General features: G+C 61.8%; 15 protein-coding genes. 13 read left to right on the forward strand and 2 right to left on the reverse strand.

Annotation, left to right across the window (positions count from 1 at the left end):
- Positions 1 to 492 precede the first annotated feature (492 nt).
- The 5 genes from NKG99_RS31905 (at position 493) to NKG99_RS31925 (ending at position 5,078) form a co-directional block, all read left to right on the forward strand.
- Positions 493 to 1,731: a lanthanide ABC transporter ABC transporter substrate-binding protein PedA1 gene (locus tag NKG99_RS31905; protein WP_352873233.1), complete on the forward strand. Its 1,239-nt coding sequence runs from the start codon at positions 493 to 495 to the stop codon at positions 1,729 to 1,731.
- 64 nt (positions 1,732 to 1,795) lie between these two features.
- Entirely contained in the window at positions 1,796 to 2,722 is a 927-nt protein-coding gene (locus tag NKG99_RS31910; RefSeq protein ID WP_502911067.1) for a PQQ-dependent catabolism-associated beta-propeller protein, read from the forward strand.
- Between the two features lie 66 nt (positions 2,723 to 2,788).
- Positions 2,789 to 3,577 (forward strand): lanthanide ABC transporter ATP-binding protein PedB/LutE, encoded by a 789-nt coding sequence (locus tag NKG99_RS31915; protein WP_352873236.1) that lies wholly within the window; start codon positions 2,789 to 2,791, stop codon positions 3,575 to 3,577.
- On the forward strand, positions 3,574 to 4,449 hold the full coding sequence (locus NKG99_RS31920) for an ABC transporter permease (RefSeq protein ID WP_502913106.1): 876 nt from the start codon (positions 3,574 to 3,576) through the stop codon (positions 4,447 to 4,449). The genes NKG99_RS31915 and NKG99_RS31920 overlap by 4 nt, the downstream gene beginning before the upstream one ends.
- The gene (locus NKG99_RS31925) at positions 4,449 to 5,078 is read left to right on the forward strand and encodes a hypothetical protein (protein ID WP_352873238.1); all 630 of its coding nucleotides are present in this window, start codon (positions 4,449 to 4,451) and stop codon (positions 5,076 to 5,078) included. The genes NKG99_RS31920 and NKG99_RS31925 overlap by 1 nt, the downstream gene beginning before the upstream one ends.
- A 24-nt stretch (positions 5,079 to 5,102) precedes the next feature.
- Here NKG99_RS31925 and NKG99_RS31930 read toward each other — a convergent pair whose 3' ends face one another.
- Positions 5,103 to 5,303: a hypothetical protein gene (locus tag NKG99_RS31930; protein WP_352873240.1), complete on the reverse strand. Its 201-nt coding sequence runs from the start codon at positions 5,301 to 5,303 to the stop codon at positions 5,103 to 5,105.
- Between the two features lie 219 nt (positions 5,304 to 5,522).
- Positions 5,523 to 6,512, reverse strand: coding sequence for a LysR family transcriptional regulator (locus NKG99_RS31935; RefSeq protein WP_352873242.1), 990 nt, complete (start codon positions 6,510 to 6,512; stop codon positions 5,523 to 5,525).
- A 121-nt stretch (positions 6,513 to 6,633) separates the two neighbouring features.
- On the opposite strand from NKG99_RS31935, the gene NKG99_RS31940 reads away from it, so the two are divergent.
- The 8 genes from NKG99_RS31940 to rpe are packed head-to-tail and all read left to right on the forward strand — an operon-like array spanning position 6,634 to position 15,245.
- Positions 6,634 to 7,683, forward strand: coding sequence for a class 1 fructose-bisphosphatase (locus NKG99_RS31940; RefSeq protein ID WP_352873243.1), 1,050 nt, complete (start codon positions 6,634 to 6,636; stop codon positions 7,681 to 7,683).
- An 8-nt stretch (positions 7,684 to 7,691) separates the two neighbouring features.
- A complete protein-coding gene (locus NKG99_RS31945) occupies positions 7,692 to 8,564 on the forward strand; it encodes a phosphoribulokinase (RefSeq protein ID WP_352873245.1) in 873 nt (290 codons plus the stop codon).
- 10 nt (positions 8,565 to 8,574) lie between these two features.
- Positions 8,575 to 10,581 (forward strand): transketolase, encoded by a 2,007-nt coding sequence (tkt, locus tag NKG99_RS31950; RefSeq protein WP_352873247.1) that lies wholly within the window; start codon positions 8,575 to 8,577, stop codon positions 10,579 to 10,581.
- Positions 10,582 to 10,592: 11 nt separating this feature from the next.
- Positions 10,593 to 11,672, forward strand: coding sequence for a class II fructose-bisphosphate aldolase (gene fba, locus NKG99_RS31955; protein WP_352873249.1), 1,080 nt, complete (start codon positions 10,593 to 10,595; stop codon positions 11,670 to 11,672).
- Positions 11,673 to 11,707: 35 nt separating this feature from the next.
- Positions 11,708 to 13,168, forward strand: a complete 1,461-nt coding sequence (locus tag NKG99_RS31960) for a form I ribulose bisphosphate carboxylase large subunit (protein WP_352873250.1) — start codon at positions 11,708 to 11,710, stop codon at positions 13,166 to 13,168.
- A gap of 11 nt (positions 13,169 to 13,179) precedes the next feature.
- The gene (locus NKG99_RS31965; RefSeq protein WP_352873251.1) at positions 13,180 to 13,599 is read left to right on the forward strand and encodes a ribulose bisphosphate carboxylase small subunit; all 420 of its coding nucleotides are present in this window, start codon (positions 13,180 to 13,182) and stop codon (positions 13,597 to 13,599) included.
- Positions 13,600 to 13,623: 24 nt separating this feature from the next.
- Complete coding sequence (gene cbbX / locus NKG99_RS31970; RefSeq protein ID WP_352873253.1) at positions 13,624 to 14,562, forward strand: CbbX protein; 939 nt, start codon at positions 13,624 to 13,626, stop codon at positions 14,560 to 14,562.
- Entirely contained in the window at positions 14,559 to 15,245 is a 687-nt protein-coding gene (rpe, locus tag NKG99_RS31975; protein ID WP_352873254.1) for a ribulose-phosphate 3-epimerase, read from the forward strand. Before cbbX ends, rpe begins: the two co-directional genes overlap by 4 nt.
- Positions 15,246 to 15,256: the final 11 nt, after the last annotated feature.

The raw sequence follows: 15,256 nt of genomic DNA on the forward strand, positions 1-15,256 counted from the left end.
TCGCCTTGATCTCGACCAGCACCTCGCCCTCGCGCGGACCGTCGAGGTCGACCTCCATGATCTCCAACGGCTTTCCGGCGGCGACTGCGACTGCGGCACGCGTTTTCATCAGGCATTCCTCCCAAGGCAGTCGAAGAATTTCATGTTCCGGCGGGTTTGCGGCCTGCCTCGCAATACAAAATGTCCGTTTCCAGGTTGCCGTAAGATCGTAATAATCCAACGATCCACCTCATAAGTCTATTCTACCAAGGTCCTCCACCTCACCCGCCTCAAGGCAGCCGCGTTATGGACACGATGCTGATCAGTTCGGAACTTTCCGACAGTTCCGGGGAAGCCCTGACGGCTACCTCATTGCCGCGGGAGTAGGACTAAAGCAGAGCCAGAACGCCTGCTCAAAAGGTTGATAAATCCCGCAGGTTCACTAAGCTCACCTGGGGCACCTTGGCTTCGCTCGGCAACGATCGAGTAAGCGCAAGAAGTGGTAATTTGTCGATGACAAGTGCGGTGCCGGGCACCTTGGCGGCCCTTTTGTGCTTTCTGTCCCTAACCGCTGGTGCGTTGGGCCAGCAAGTGACTTTGCAGCGGGCGGGCGCGATCAAGCCGGACGCAAAGATAACCGAAATCAAGATAGGCTATTTGCGGGCCTACGCGCCGCGACTGATGCTTTCGCTGCTCGACGTGCCGCCGCGTGACGAAGGTCTCGCCGGTGCCAATGTCGCTATCGGCGACAACAATACGACCGGGAAGTTCGTCAATCAGAAATTCAGCCTCGACGTTACCGAGATAAGCCCGGAATCGGACGCGGTTCAGGCATTCGACGACCTGGTCGCCAAGGGCGACCGCTACGTGGTTGCGGACGTCTCGGCCAAACAATTACTGTCGATCGCCGACATCGCCCGCGACAAGGGCGTGCTGATCTTCAACGTCGGCGCCCCCGACGATAGCCTGCGCGAAGAGGACTGCCGCGTAAATGTCTTCCACATCGCGCCGACGCGAAGCATGCTCGCCGACGCGCTGGCGCAGTATCTCATGGTGAAGAAATGGCCGAACTGGGTGCTGCTTTACGGTTCGCATGAGCAGGACCACCTCTATGCGGACGCGTTGCGCCGCGCGGCAGCCCGCTTCGGTGGCCAGATCGTCGCGGAGAAGGAATTCAAGGACACCGGCACGGCGCGCCGCACCGATACCGGAGCCACGCAGATACAGCAGCAGATCTCGGTATTCACGCAAGACCTCCCGGAGCATGACGTGCTGCTTGTGGCCGATGAAAGCGAGGTGTTCGGGACCTACGTACCGTACCGCACCTGGACGTCGAGGCTGGTCGCGGGCACGGCCGGTATCGTGGCATCATCATGGCATCCCGCGAGTGAGCAGTGGGGCGGCATCCAGATGCAAAGTCGCTTCCTGAGGACGACAGGTCGGCGAATGCTGTCCAAGGACATGTCGGCCTGGACGGCCGTGCGTGCCATCGGCGAAGCCACCACGCGCACCAATGGCGACGATCCGAAAAAGATCAGCGATTATATCCGCTCGGACGATTTCTCGGTCGCCGCCTTCAAGGGACAGAAGCTGACCTTCCGCAAATGGAACCTCCAGCTTCGCCAGCCGATCCTGCTTGGCGATGCCAAATCGGTCGTTTCGACATCTCCCCAGGAGGGCTATCTCCATCAGGTCTCCGAGCTCGACACCCTCGGCATCGATCAACCGGAAACGAAATGCGTTCTCAAGTAGCGCCAATCGGGAGGAATTCGTGCAGAGCCGAGCTTGCGTATTCGCCATTGTCGCATTCGGCCTCATGGCCGGCTCGGCATCGGCCTACACGGCCTATGTCTCCAATGAGAAGGACAATACGATGACTGTCGTCGATACGGCAACCATGCAGGTTGTCAAGACGGTCGACGTCGGCCAGAGACCGCGCGGCGTCACCATCTCGCACGACGGCAAGTTCATCTACTTGTGCGCCAGCGACGACAACGCAATCCAAATCATCGACACCGCGACGCTGCAGGTCGTCGGCACGCTGCCCTCCGGCGACGATCCCGAATTGTTCGTGCTTTCGCCCGACGGCAAGACGCTCTACGTCGCCAACGAAAACGACAATCTGGTCACCGCGATCGACGTCGACAGCAAGGAAATAAAGACCGAGATTCCGGTTGGTGTGGAGCCGGAGGGCATGGCCGTCAGCCCCGACGGCAAGACCATGGTCAACACCTCAGAGACCACCAGCATGGCGCATTTCATCGACACCGAGAGCCATGACGTGACCGACAACGTGCTGGTTGACACGCGCCCGCGCTTCGCTGCGTTCACGCCCGACGGATCGCAGATCTGGGTCAGTGCCGAGGTCGGCGGCACCGTCAGCGTCATCGATAACGCCAGGCGCGAGGTCGTGAAAAAGATCAAGTTCGCGATTCCGGGGTTACGGGCCGAAACTATTCAGCCGGTAGGCATCGCCATCAGCGCCGACGGCAAGAAGGCCTATGTCGCGCTCGGCCCGGCGAACCATGTCGCGGTGATCAACACCGAAAGCTACGGCGTGGAAAAGTACATCCTCGTCGGCCAGCGCGTCTGGCATCTGGACTTCACCCCCGATCAGAAAACACTGATCACCACAAACGGCAATTCCAACGACATCACTTTCATCGACACAGCGACCGACGAACCGGTTCAGTCGGTCACCGTCGGCCAGCAGCCCTGGGGCGTGGTCATATCGCCCCAATGAAAGCAGCCGGAAGACTGACGCCGGCGACGTCGAGCGCGCTATGCAAACATCCTGAAGGAGCCATCCATGCAGCATGTCAGGGCGGGGCAAGACGGAGATGAGGTAGCGGCGCTCGACGTCGCCGGCGTCTGCCATTCCTATGGTCCGAAGCGGGCGCTCAACGACGTCTCGTTTTCGATCGCGCCGGCGACTTTCACCGCCCTGCTTGGTCTCAATGGTGCCGGCAAGACAACTCTGTTCTCGTTGATCAGCCACCTTTACGACACGCGCCGGGGATCGATCCGCATCTTCGGCCATGACGTCAGCCGTGCTTCCGGCGAGGCGCTCAGACGTGTCGGTATCGTGTTCCAGGCACGCACGCTCGACCTCGATCTGAGCGTATACCAGAACCTTTCCTATCACGCCTCGCTGCACGGCATCGGACGGCATGAAGCCCGGCAGCGCATTGCAGCGCTGATCGAGACAGTCGACATGCGGGGCCGCCAGCACGACAAGGCTCGCAGCCTTTCCGGCGGCCAAATGCGGCGCATCGAGATCGCCAGGGCGCTGCTCCACCGTCCCCCCCTGCTGCTGCTCGACGAGGCGACGGTTGGTCTCGACATCCAGTCGCGCGCGGGCATTCTTGCCACCATCCGGAACTTGGTCGAAAGCGAGGGCATCGGCGTGCTTTGGGCCACCCATCTGATCGACGAGGTTGATGACGGCGACCATGTCATCGTGCTGCGGCAGGGTGACCTGGTCGCCAAGGGCAAGGTGGCCGACGTCGTCAAAGCAAGCGGTGCTGGTTCGATCCGCGACGCCTTTTCGAGGCTCAGCCGCAGCGAAGCAGCCGGCGTTGCGGAGATCTCGCCATGAGCGCTTCCGCAATGCCGGAAAAGGTCGCCGCCGTCACGCCGGCGACATCCGGCGCATTCGGCCTTCGTCACTATCTCATCTGTCTCAAAGGTGTCGTCGTACGGGAATGCCTGCGCTTCCTGCACCAGCGCGAACGTTTCATCTCATCGCTGGTTCGCCCGCTCGTCTGGCTGTTCATTTTTGCCGCCGGATTCCGGCAGGTGCTCGGCGTCTCGATCATCCCGCCCTACAAGACTTATGTGCTCTATGAGGTCTACATCACGCCAGGCTTGTGCGGCATGATCCTGCTGTTCTCAGGCATGCAGTCTTCGCTGTCGATGGTCTACGACCGAGAGATGGGCAATATGCGCATCCTGCTGGTCAGTCCATTCCCCCGGTGGTACCTGCTGTTATCGAAGATGCTCGCCGGTGTTTCCGTGTCGATCGCGCAGGTCTACGCGTTCCTGATCATTGCCTGGTTCTGGGGCGTCAAGGCGCCGCCGCTCGGCTATTTGTTCGTGCTGCCGGCCCTGTTCCTGTCAGGCATGATGCTTTGTGCGCTCGGCATGCTTTTGTCCTCGATGATCAAGCAGCTCGAAAACTTCGCCGGCATCATGAACTTCGTCATCTTTCCCGGCTATTTCGCTTCTCCGGCGCTTTATCCCTTGTGGCGCATCCAGGAAGCGAGCCCGCTTCTTTGCAAATTCTGCCTTGCCAACCCTTTCACCTACGCCGTCGAACTTATCCGCTTCGCCTTCTACGGGCAGGTCGACTGGGTGTCGCTGGGCGTCGTCGCCGGCTGCACGCTGCTGTTCCTGGGAGGCGCCATCATCGCTTATGACCCTTCGCGCGGCCTGATGATCCGCAAACAAGGCACGGGAGGAAACGGTTGATGGAACGGATGAGCCTCGCTCGCAGCCTGGTTGCGGCTACCATGCTCGTACCGCACGCCAGCGCTATAGCCGCGAATGCCGATCCGGACTGGCCCTGCGTGCAGCGCAAGGTGCCGCAACTCTCGCTCGGCCAGGTTTGGAACGGACCGGACTTTCCACCAGCGGCGAAGGACTGGTCGGAGGACCGGCTGGTCTCAGCCCTTGTCGAGGAGGTGGCAGCTCGCAGGCTGCCGATTGCAGACGCACAGAAGAAGATCAGGGATTTTGCGTCCTCCCTGCCGGCCGGGCAGCTTGCGGCGAAAATGGCGATGCTCGAGCAGGGCATGTTCGACCACATGGACGCCGAGCGTTCGCACGTGATTTCCGGCATTTCCCGTTACGCCCACAGACAGCTCGAAATGGCCGCCGAATTGCGCAAGGAAGCGTCCGAAGTCGACGTGTTGCGTGCAAAACCCAACACGGATCAGGACGAGGTCGAGCGGCGGACAGACCAGCTGAATTTCGCGACGCGAATCTTCAATGAGCGTGCGCAATCGCTGACTTATGTCTGCGATGTGCCCACGATAATCGAGCAGCGGCTCTATCAGCTGTCCAAGACTGTCTCGGAAACGCTCGCCCCCAAGAAATAGCACTTGCTTCGAAGACGCGCCCCGTCAGGTTCCCCGGCCGGGCAGCACACGCCAACGCTGCACGAAATAGCCAGGATGTGTCTCCAGCCAATGGGCGACCAGCGGCTGCGCCTGCATGAAGGCCACTCCGGGATTCATGGCCAGGCCGTCCGCCATTTCCTCGCGTTGCTCGCAGATCTGCGGCACCGCCGTCATGCAGACCATCATCACGATTGTATAAAGCATTGCCCCTTCCCTTCGAACTCCCGAACCCATGCCCGGGACGCATAGCGATTTGCCTGCAGGGTTGGTTGCCCATCCGTCTAGCTGCGTTTGTGAAGCGCCTGCCCCTGCCCTTCCACGCAGCAACATAACATGCGAGCCGGCCGACCACCATCGGCGGCCACCGTTGTTCACGCCCTTCTCGGGGCCTTTTCGCACGATCACGACGGCCGATATTGGGATTCACCCCGGTCGTTTTCCGGGCGCCATCGTTTGTTGCCTCGGTACTGCTTCATTCGCTTCGGGGTATGGATACAATTTGCCGAACAGGGGCAGGTACGTTGCGCCCTTGCGCATCAGAAAATCGTTGAAGGTCGCCAGGGCCGGCGAGATCACGTGATCGGCGCGCATCACCGAAAACCATTGCCGGCGGATCGGCATGCCGATCACGTCGAGAATAACGAGCCGGCCGGCTTCCGTTTCCGCGGCAATTGTGTGGGCGGAGATGAAAGCGATGCCGAGACCTGCCATCACCGCTTGCTTGATAGTCTCGTTCGACCCCATCTCGATGCCGAGATCGTCGATCCGGCCGGGCACGTCACCCAGGAATATCTCCAGCGAGATGCGCGTGCCCGAGCCCGGCTCGCGAATAAGGAAATGCTCCTCGGCGATCCTTTCCTTGGAAATGTCGCGTGCCGACGCCAGCGGGTGTTCGGGCGGTGCGATGATAACCAGCGGATGATCGCCGAAGACCGAAGCGCGCACCAAAACTTCCTTGGGCGGACGGCCCATCAGTGCGATGTCGATGTCGTGATTCTTCAGGCTATCGATCGTTCCGGCGCGATTGCCGATGGCAAGCCGCATGTCGATGTCGGGATGCTCCTTCATGAAGCCGGCCATGAGCCGCGGCGCGAAATATTTGGCGGTGGAAACGACGCCGAGGCTCAGCCTGCCGGTGCGCACGCCCTTGATGGCGTCCACCTCGTCGTCGAGCAGGCGGAGCCGGTCCTCGATAGCCTGCGCCGCCTCGACAAAAGCCAGTCCCGCGGCGGTGGGACGCATGCCGTCCGATGTCCGGTCGAACAAGGCCAGCTGGAACTCCTCCTCCACTTGTCGCAACTGGATCGTCAGCGCTGGAGGAGAAAGGCCTAACACCTTGGCCGCGCTGACGATTTTCCCCAGGCTGACGATTGCCTGCACGGTCTTGAATTGCTTAAGCGTCAGGTTTCTCATGAGGCATACTAAATTATTTTTATTGGTCAAGTAAAGTTATTGAATTTTACTTATCACGGATCGTTTGGTTTCATCTCTCGCAGCCGGCCCTGAGCAGACAAGGGCCGGACCGGAGGTTGCGATGCCAGCGGCAACGCTCGACGCTTTTCTCAACTCCTATCTCGGCGACCCGCCGGACGAACGCCGCTCCGCGGTCGTGGCCACCGTCCGTCAGCTTACCCAGGCTGCCACCAGGGTCCGCAATGCCATCAACCAAGGGGTGCTCGGCGCCGCTTTTGCCGGGACCCGCGGCGCCAATGCCAACGGCGATGTCCAGACGGATCTCGACGTCTTCACCGACGACATCTTCCTCGACGCCATGCATCACGCTCCGGTCGCGCTCTATGCCTCCGAGGAGCTGGAGCAGCCAGTCCTGCTCGACAGCCAAGCCCCCCTCGCCATCGCCATCGACCCGCTCGATGGCTCTTCCAATATCGACACCAACGTGTCGGTCGGGACGATTTTTTCCCTCCTCCCTGCAACTGGCGCGCCGGACGCCTCTCCGGCCGCCTCCTTTTTGCAGGCAGGCGTGAGCATGCTGGGCGCCGGGTTCTTTATTTACGGCCCGCAGCTGGCGCTCGTTCTGTCGCTCGGCAGCGGCACGCATGTCTTCGTGCATTCGACCAGGTTGGGCACCTTCGTCCAAGCTTACGAGAGCCGGATCATCCCCGAGCGGACCCAGGAGTTCGCCATCAACGCCGCCAACTACCGCCATTGGGACGAGGCCGTGCGCCTCTATGTCGACGACTGCCTGGAAGGCATCGAAGGCCCACGGGAGAAGGACTTCAACATGCGCTGGATCGCCTCGCTTGTCGCCGACTGCTATCGCATATTGATGCGTGGCGGCGTGTTTCTGTATCCCGGCGACCAGCGCAAGGGTTACCGACAGGGACGGCTGCGCCTCGTCTATGAAGCCAACCCGATCGCCTATCTGATCGAACAGGCAGCCGGCGCTGCCACCGACACGATCACCCGCATCCTCGAAATCGAACCCGAGAGCCTGCACCAGCGCGTACCCGTGGTCTTTGGATCGGCGCGCGAAGTCGCGCGCATCACCCGCTACCACACCGAACCCAGCGCTATCGGCGAGCGTGCGCCGCTGTTCAGCCGCCGCGGCCTGTTCAGAGCCTGAGCGACACCATGTCAGCCAAGCATCCCATCATCACCATCACCGGGTCGTCGGGCGCCGGCACAACCTCGGTCAAGCGCATCTTCGAGCTGATCTTCCGGCGCGAGAACATCGAGGCAGCCTTCATCGAAGGCGACGCCTTTCATCGTTATGACCGCGCGGCGATGAAGGTCGAGGTCGCCGAGAAGGAAAAGGCGGGCAACCCGAACTTCACCCACTTCCATGCCGAGGCCAACGAGTTGGAGATTCTCGAGGAGATTTTCGAGGAATATGGCCGCCGGGGAACCGGAAGGAGCCGCACCTACGTCCATGACGAGGACGAGGAGAAGCTATACGGCACACCGCCGGGGACTTTCACCGAATGGCGCGAATTCGCTCCGAGTGACCTGCTCTTCTACGAAGGCCTGCATGGCTGCGTCGTCACCGACAAGATCAACCTGGCCAGGCATGCGGACCTCAAGATTGGCGTGGTGCCGGTCATAAATCTCGAATGGATCCAGAAGATCCATCGCGACCGCGCTACGCGCGGCTATTCCACCGAGACGGTAATGGACGTGATCCTGCGCCGCATGCCGGACTATGTCCGCTACATCGTCCCGCAATTCTCGCAGACCGCGATCAACTTCCAGCGCGTGCCGATCGTCGACACCTCCAACCCGTTCATAGCGCGCTGGATTCCGACCCCCGACGAATCGATGCTTGTCATCCGCTTCGCCAATCCTCGCGGCATCGATTTCCCTTACCTGCTGTCGATGATCCACGACAGCTTCATGTCGCGGCCGAATTCCATCGTGGTGCCAGGCAACAAGCTCGACCTTGCCATGCAGCTGATCCTGACTCCGCTCATCCTGCAATTGATGGAACGCAAGAACCGTATGTCGTGAGGAGGACGCCATGAACAGCCAAGCAGCATTGAAATCTGTCGCCGCCGCCATCTCGGAGCGCGACATGGCAAACGCCATTCGCGCGCTAGCGATGGACAGCGTCCAGAAAGCGAATTCCGGACATCCAGGCATGCCGATGGGCATGGCCGACGTCGCGACCGTGCTGTTCAGCCGCTTCGTCAACATCGATCCGTCCAAGCCCGATTGGCCCGACCGCGACCGCTTCGTGCTTTCGGCCGGGCATGGCTCGATGCTGCAATATGCGCTGCACCATCTGCTCGGCTACGAAGACATGCCAATCGAGGAATTGCAGCGATTCCGTCAGCTGGGCAGCCGTACCGCCGGACATCCGGAGCATGGTCACGCACTTGGCATCGAGACGACGACCGGTCCGCTCGGGCAAGGCATTTCGACCGCCGTCGGTATGGCGCTGGCCGAGCGCATGCTTGCCGCCCGCCATGGCGCCGACCTCGTCGACCATTTTACCTACGTGATCGCTGGCGACGGCTGCCTGCAGGAAGGCATCAGTCACGAGGCGATCGACCTTGCCGGTCACCTGAAGCTCTCCCGCCTCGTCGTGTTCTGGGATGACAATGCGATCTCGATCGATGGTCCGACATCGTTGTCCACTTCGATGGATCAGCCGGCCCGTTTCAGGGCCGCCGGATGGCTTGTCGAATCGGTGGACGGCCACGACTTGGAGGCCGTCGCCGCGGCAATCGAGACCGCGCGGCACTCGGATCGGCCGTCTCTGATCGCCTGCCGCACGGTCATCGGCAAGGGTGCGCCCAACCTGGGCGGTTCGGAAAAGACGCATGGTGCGCCGCTAGGCGATGCGGAGATTGCCGCGACGCGCCAAAACATCGGCTGGGCCTACGCACCGTTCGCGGTGCCGGACGATATCCTTTCCGCATGGCGCGAGATTGCCGAGCGCGGGCAAGCAGCGCGGTGCGCCTGGGAGCGGCGGCTTGCCGCCTCGCCCAAGCGGAAGGCCTTCGAGCGCGCGATCGGCGGCAAATTGCCCGACGCGGTATTCGAGGCCCTTGGCGCCTTCCGCAGCGAGCACGTCCAGAAGGCAACAAAAGTTGCAACGCGGAAGGCCTCCGAAATGGCGCTTACCGCGATCAACGGCGCAACCGAGCTTACGGTCGGCGGCTCCGCCGATCTCACGCATTCGAATCTGACGATCACCAAAGGCATGGATCGGATAGTGCCAGGTGGTTATGCGGGCCGCTACATTCACTACGGCATCCGCGAGCACGGCATGGCCGCGGCCATGAACGGCATCGCGCTGCACGGAGGGTTCGTACCCTACGGCGGCACCTTTTTGTGCTTCGCCGACTATGCTCGCGGCGCGATGCGGCTTTCGGCGCTCATGAGCCAGCGTGTCGTCTATGTGATGACGCATGATTCCATCGGCCTTGGCGAGGACGGCCCGACCCATCAGCCGATCGAGCACCTGGCGATGTTGCGGGCGACACCGAACCTCAACGTCTTCCGTCCGGCCGACATCATCGAGACGGCGGAATGCTGGGAACTGGCGCTGAAGAGCGGGAAGCGGCCGAGCGTGCTTGTGCTCTCGCGCCAGAACCTGCCGATGCTGCGCCAGGCACACCGCCACGAGAACCTGTCCAGGCGGGGCGCTTACATCTTGCGCGAACCATCCACGCACCGCGCGGTGACACTGATCGCGACCGGCTCGGAGATCGAGATCGCCGTTGCCGCCGCCGAAAGGTTGCAGAGCGAACGCGGCATAGCCGCCGCGGTCGTCTCTATGCCTTGCTGGGAACTGTTCGAGGAACAAGATCCCGACTACCGGAAGTCGGTCCTCGGCTCTGCGCCGCGCGTCGCCGTTGAGGCGGCCGCCCGTCTCGGTTGGGACCGCTGGATCGGCGATATCGGCATCTTTGTCGGCATGACCGGCTTTGGCGCCAGTGCTCCCGCCTCGGACCTTTACCGGCATTTCGACATCACACCCGAAGCCGTCGCTGCGGCGGCGCTGAAGCTCATCATCTAAGAGGACCGACAATGGCCCGCATCACCCTTCGCCAGCTTCTCGACCATGCCGCCGAGCACGGTTACGGCGTGCCTGCATTCAACATCAACAACATGGAACAGGGCCTCGCCGTCATGGAAGCGGCCAGGGCCTGCGACGCGCCGGTAATTCTCCAGGCCTCGCGCGGCGCCCGCTCCTATGCCAACGACATCATGCTGGCCAAAATGATGGAGGCGTTGACAGAACTCCATCCGGCCATTCCGCTGTGTATCCATCAGGATCACGGCAACAGCGAAGCCACGTGCCTTTCGGCGATCCGCCACGGCTTCACCTCGGTGATGATGGACGGGTCGTTGATGGCGGACGCCAAGACCCCGGCAAGCTATGACTACAACGTCGCCATCACCGAACGCGTCGCGCGCCTGGCGCATTGGGTCGGCGCTTCCGTCGAAGGCGAGCTTGGCGTCCTCGGCTCGTTGGAAACCGGCCAGGGCGAGGCCGAGGATGGTCACGGCGCAGAGGGCACGCTATCGCACGACCAACTCCTGACGGACCCCGACCAGGCGGTCGACTTCGTGATCGCCACCCACGTCGATGCGCTGGCGATTGCCTGCGGCACCTCCCACGGTGCCTACAAGTTCACGCGCAAGCCGGATGGCGACATTCTGGCCATGCAGGTGATCGAGGCGATCCATGAGAAGCTGCCGAACACGCATCTGGTCATGCACGGTTCGTCCTCCGTGCCGCAGGAACTGCAGGACATCATCAACACCTACGGCGGCGAGATGCCCCAGACCTTCGGCGTTCCGGTCGAGGAGATCGAGCGCGGCATCCGCCACGGGGTGCGCAAGGTCAACATCGACACCGATTGCCGCATGGCCATGGCCGGGCAATTCCGTCGCGTCGCGACGCAGCATCCGGGCGAATTCGATCCGCGCAAATTCCTCAAACCCGCAATGGACGCCTTGAGCGACCTTTGCGGCGATCGTTTCGAACGCTTCGGCAGCGCGGGCAACGCCTCCAAGATCAAGGTCATCGCCATGGACGAGATGGCGAAACGCTACGCCGCGGGAAAACTCGACCCGCAAATCGCAACCGCGAAAGCCGCCTGAGCGGCGGTCCGCCAAAAAAGGAAAGGACCAGCGTCATGCCCAACAGATCAGAAACCGTGACCGGCAAGGAGCGCTACAGATCCGGTGTCATGGCATACAAGAAGATGGGCTATTGGGAGCCCGATTATGAGCCGAAGGATACCGACATAATCTCGGTGTTCAGGATCACGCCGCAGGATGGCGTCGACCCCATTGAGGCCGCGGCAGCCGTCGCCGGCGAATCCTCGACCGCGACCTGGACGGTGGTCTGGACAGACCGGTTGACGGCGACAGAAAAATACCGCGCCAAGGCCTATCGGGTCGACCCGGTACCGAACGCGCCCGGACAATATTTTGCCTACATCGCCTATGACCTCGACCTGTTCGAGCCAGGTTCGATCGCCAATCTTTCGGCGTCGATCATCGGCAACGTCTTCGGTTTCAAGCCGTTGAAGGCATTGCGGCTGGAAGACATACGTTTTCCTGTCGCATACGTAAAGACCTTCCAGGGTCCGGCGACCGGCATCGTCGTCGAGCGCGAGCGCCTCGACAAGTTCGGCCGCCCGCTGCTCGGCGCCACCGTCAAGCCGAAGCTCGGCCTTTCGGGCCGCAATTACGGCCGTGTCGTCTACGAGGCGCTGAAAGGCGGGCTCGATTTCACCAAGGACGACGAGAACATCAACTCGCAGCCCTTCATGCATTGGCGCGAGCGCTTTCTCTACTGCATGGAGGCGGTCAACAAGGCACAGGCAGAGACGGGCGAGATCAAGGGGACCTATCTCAACGTGACCGCGGCTACCATGGAGGACATGTACGAACGGGCCGACTTCGCCAAGGAACTCGGCTCCAACATCGTCATGATCGACCTCGTGATCGGCTACACGGCAATCCAGTCAATGGCGAGATGGGCGCGCAGGCACGATATGATCCTGCACCTGCATCGCGCCGGCCATTCGACCTACACACGGCAGAAGTCGCATGGCGTCTCCTTCCGCGTCATTGCCAAATGGATGCGGCTTGCCGGCGTCGACCACATCCATGCCGGCACCGTCGTCGGCAAGCTCGAAGGCGATCCCGCGACGACAAGGGGCTACTACGACGTCTGCCGCGGGAACTATAACCCGATGAAGCTGGAGAACGGCATCTTCTTCGACCAGCACTGGGCATCGCTCAACAAGCTGATGCCAGTGGCATCGGGCGGCATCCATGCCGGCCAGATGCATCAGCTCATCGATCTGCTCGGCGAAGACGTCGTGCTCCAGTTCGGCGGCGGCACTATCGGCCATCCGATGGGGATCGCGGCCGGCGCTACCGCAAACAGGGTGGCTCTCGAAGCGATGATCTTCGCCCGCAACGAGGGCCGCGACTACCTGCGGGAAGGGCCCGACATCCTCGAGCACGCCGCCCGGTCATGCCTGCCGCTGCGACAGGCGCTCGATGTCTGGAAGGACGTGACATTCAACTACGCCTCGACCGACACGCCGGACTTTGTCCCTGTGGCAACGGCGGCCGAATAAGGAGAACAGTCATGCGTATCACCCAAGGGGCCTTTTCTTTCCTGCCCGACCTGACGGACGGCCAGATCCGCGCGCAGGTGCAGTATTGCATCGACAACAGGTGGGCTGTCAGCCTCGAGTTCACCGACGATCCGCACCCGCGCAACACCTATTGGGACATGTGGGATCATCCGATGTTCGACAATCCCGACGCGGCGGGGCTGATGCTGGAGCTGAACGCATGCCGCAAGCTCTATGGCGACCGCTATATCCGGGTCGTCGCCTTCGATTCCTCGCATGGCTGGGAATCGGTCAAGCTCTCCTTCATCGTCAACCGCCCGGTAGAGGAACCCGGCTATCGGCTCGAGCGGCAGGAGAGCGCAGGCCGCATGATCCGGTACACCACCAAGCCCTATGCCGCCGACAAGCCAGCTGGAACGAGGTACGGCTGATCATCGGGACAAGAGGAGAATGCCATGTCGGCGCCAGCCTTTGCCGAAACGGAAGTGACCCAAAACGCCGTCCCTGCGGCGATCGACCTGCATGAGGAATTCGAAACTTCCGGCGTCAAGGACATCCTGACCGAGCTCGACCGTGAGCTGATCGGGCTTGCCCCGGTCAAAAGACGAATCCGCGAGACGGCGGCGCTCCTGCTGGTTGAGCGGGCGCGCCGCCGCATGGGCCTCGCCCACGAAACGCCGACACTGCATATGAGCTTCACCGGCAATCCCGGCACCGGCAAGACGACCGTCGCGCTGCGAATGGCCGACCTGCTGCATCGGCTGGGCTATATCCGCAAGGGCCATCTGGTTTCGGTTACCCGGGACGACATGGTCGGCCAGTATATCGGCCACACCGCCCCGAAGACCAAGGAGATCCTGAAGAAGGCGATGGGCGGCGTGCTGTTCATCGACGAGGCCTACTACCTCTATCGCCCCGAGAACGAACGCGATTACGGCCAGGAGGCGATCGAGATCCTGCTGCAGGTGATGGAGAACCAGCGCGACGACCTGGTGGTGATCCTCGCCGGCTACGTGCAGCGGATGGAGCGCTTCTTCGAAAGCAATCCGGGATTCCGCTCGCGCATTGCCCACCACATCGACTTTCCCGACTATTCCGACGACGAGCTTCTCAGGATCGCGGAACAAATGCTCGACCAGCAAAATTATCTGTTTGATACGAAGGCAACCGCCGCAATGGCCGACTACGTTGCACGCCGCCGCGCGCAGCCGCATTTCGCCAATGCTCGTTCGATCCGCAACGCGCTCGACCGGGCACGGCTGAGGCAGGCCAGCCGCCTGTTCGAGAGCGCCAAGGGACCTCTCGACGCAAAGACGCTGTCGACGATCTCCGCCGAGGACATTACCGCCAGCCGGGTGTTCGCGGTTGATCCAGCGGAAAGAGAAAGCAAATGACCGCAAAGACCATCATCGCCGCTTCCGTTCTGTCGTCAGATTTCTCGCGGCTTGGCGACGAGGTCGAAGCGGTCGCGCGGGCAGGCGCTGATTGGATTCATCTCGACGTGATGGATGGGCATTTCGTTCCCAACATCACCTTCGGCCCGCCGGTGATCAAGACAATCCGCGATCGAACGGATAAGGTATTCGACTGTCATCTGATGATCGCGCCGGCCGATTCCTATCTCGCTGCTTTCGCCGCTGCCGGTTGCGATATCATCACGGTGCATGCCGAGGCCGGGCCGCATCTCGACCGTTCGCTGCAGGCGATCAGGAGTCTCGGCAAGAAGGCCGGCGTGTCGCTGAATCCGTCGACGCCGGAAAGCGTCATAGAATATGTTCTCGACCGGCTCGATCTTGTGCTTTTGATGACGGTCAATCCGGGTTTCGGCGGCCAGGCCTTCATTTCAGCGGTCATCGACAAGGTCAGGCGTGTCAAAGCGCTCGTCGGCCAACGTCCCATCGACATCCAGATCGACGGTGGGGTCACGCCTGAGACAGCTCCCCTGGTCACCGCAGCCGGCGCCAATGTACTGGTCGCCGGGTCTGCCGTCTTCAAGGGCGGCACCGAGGTTGCCTATCGCGCCAATATCGGCGCGATCAGACAGGCCGCCGACGGGGCGATCCGGCGAGCCGCGTGAACCGCTTGGTT

The sequence above is a fragment of the Mesorhizobium sp. M1409 genome (assembly GCF_040317535.1).
Classification (GTDB): Bacteria; Pseudomonadota; Alphaproteobacteria; order Rhizobiales; family Rhizobiaceae; genus Mesorhizobium.

Excerpts from the sequence above, each read along its gene's own strand:
- NKG99_RS31905 (WP_352873233.1), top strand. The coding sequence starts at position 493 with ATGACAAGTGCGGTGCCGGGCACCTTGGCGGCCCTTTTGTGCTTTCTG.
- NKG99_RS31910 (WP_502911067.1), top strand. The coding sequence starts at position 1,796 with ATGGCCGGCTCGGCATCGGCCTACACGGCCTATGTCTCCAATGAGAAG.
- NKG99_RS31915 (WP_352873236.1), top strand. The coding sequence starts at position 2,789 with ATGCAGCATGTCAGGGCGGGGCAAGACGGAGATGAGGTAGCGGCGCTC.
- NKG99_RS31920 (WP_502913106.1), top strand. The coding sequence starts at position 3,574 with ATGAGCGCTTCCGCAATGCCGGAAAAGGTCGCCGCCGTCACGCCGGCG.
- NKG99_RS31925 (WP_352873238.1), top strand. The coding sequence starts at position 4,449 with ATGGAACGGATGAGCCTCGCTCGCAGCCTGGTTGCGGCTACCATGCTC.
- NKG99_RS31930 (WP_352873240.1), bottom strand. The coding sequence starts at position 5,303 with ATGCTTTATACAATCGTGATGATGGTCTGCATGACGGCGGTGCCGCAG.
- NKG99_RS31935 (WP_352873242.1), bottom strand. The coding sequence starts at position 6,512 with ATGAGAAACCTGACGCTTAAGCAATTCAAGACCGTGCAGGCAATCGTC.
- NKG99_RS31940 (WP_352873243.1), top strand. The coding sequence starts at position 6,634 with ATGCCAGCGGCAACGCTCGACGCTTTTCTCAACTCCTATCTCGGCGAC.
- NKG99_RS31945 (WP_352873245.1), top strand. The coding sequence starts at position 7,692 with ATGTCAGCCAAGCATCCCATCATCACCATCACCGGGTCGTCGGGCGCC.
- tkt (WP_352873247.1), top strand. The coding sequence starts at position 8,575 with ATGAACAGCCAAGCAGCATTGAAATCTGTCGCCGCCGCCATCTCGGAG.
- fba (WP_352873249.1), top strand. The coding sequence starts at position 10,593 with ATGGCCCGCATCACCCTTCGCCAGCTTCTCGACCATGCCGCCGAGCAC.
- NKG99_RS31960 (WP_352873250.1), top strand. The coding sequence starts at position 11,708 with ATGCCCAACAGATCAGAAACCGTGACCGGCAAGGAGCGCTACAGATCC.
- NKG99_RS31965 (WP_352873251.1), top strand. The coding sequence starts at position 13,180 with ATGCGTATCACCCAAGGGGCCTTTTCTTTCCTGCCCGACCTGACGGAC.
- cbbX (WP_352873253.1), top strand. The coding sequence starts at position 13,624 with ATGTCGGCGCCAGCCTTTGCCGAAACGGAAGTGACCCAAAACGCCGTC.
- rpe (WP_352873254.1), top strand. The coding sequence starts at position 14,559 with ATGACCGCAAAGACCATCATCGCCGCTTCCGTTCTGTCGTCAGATTTC.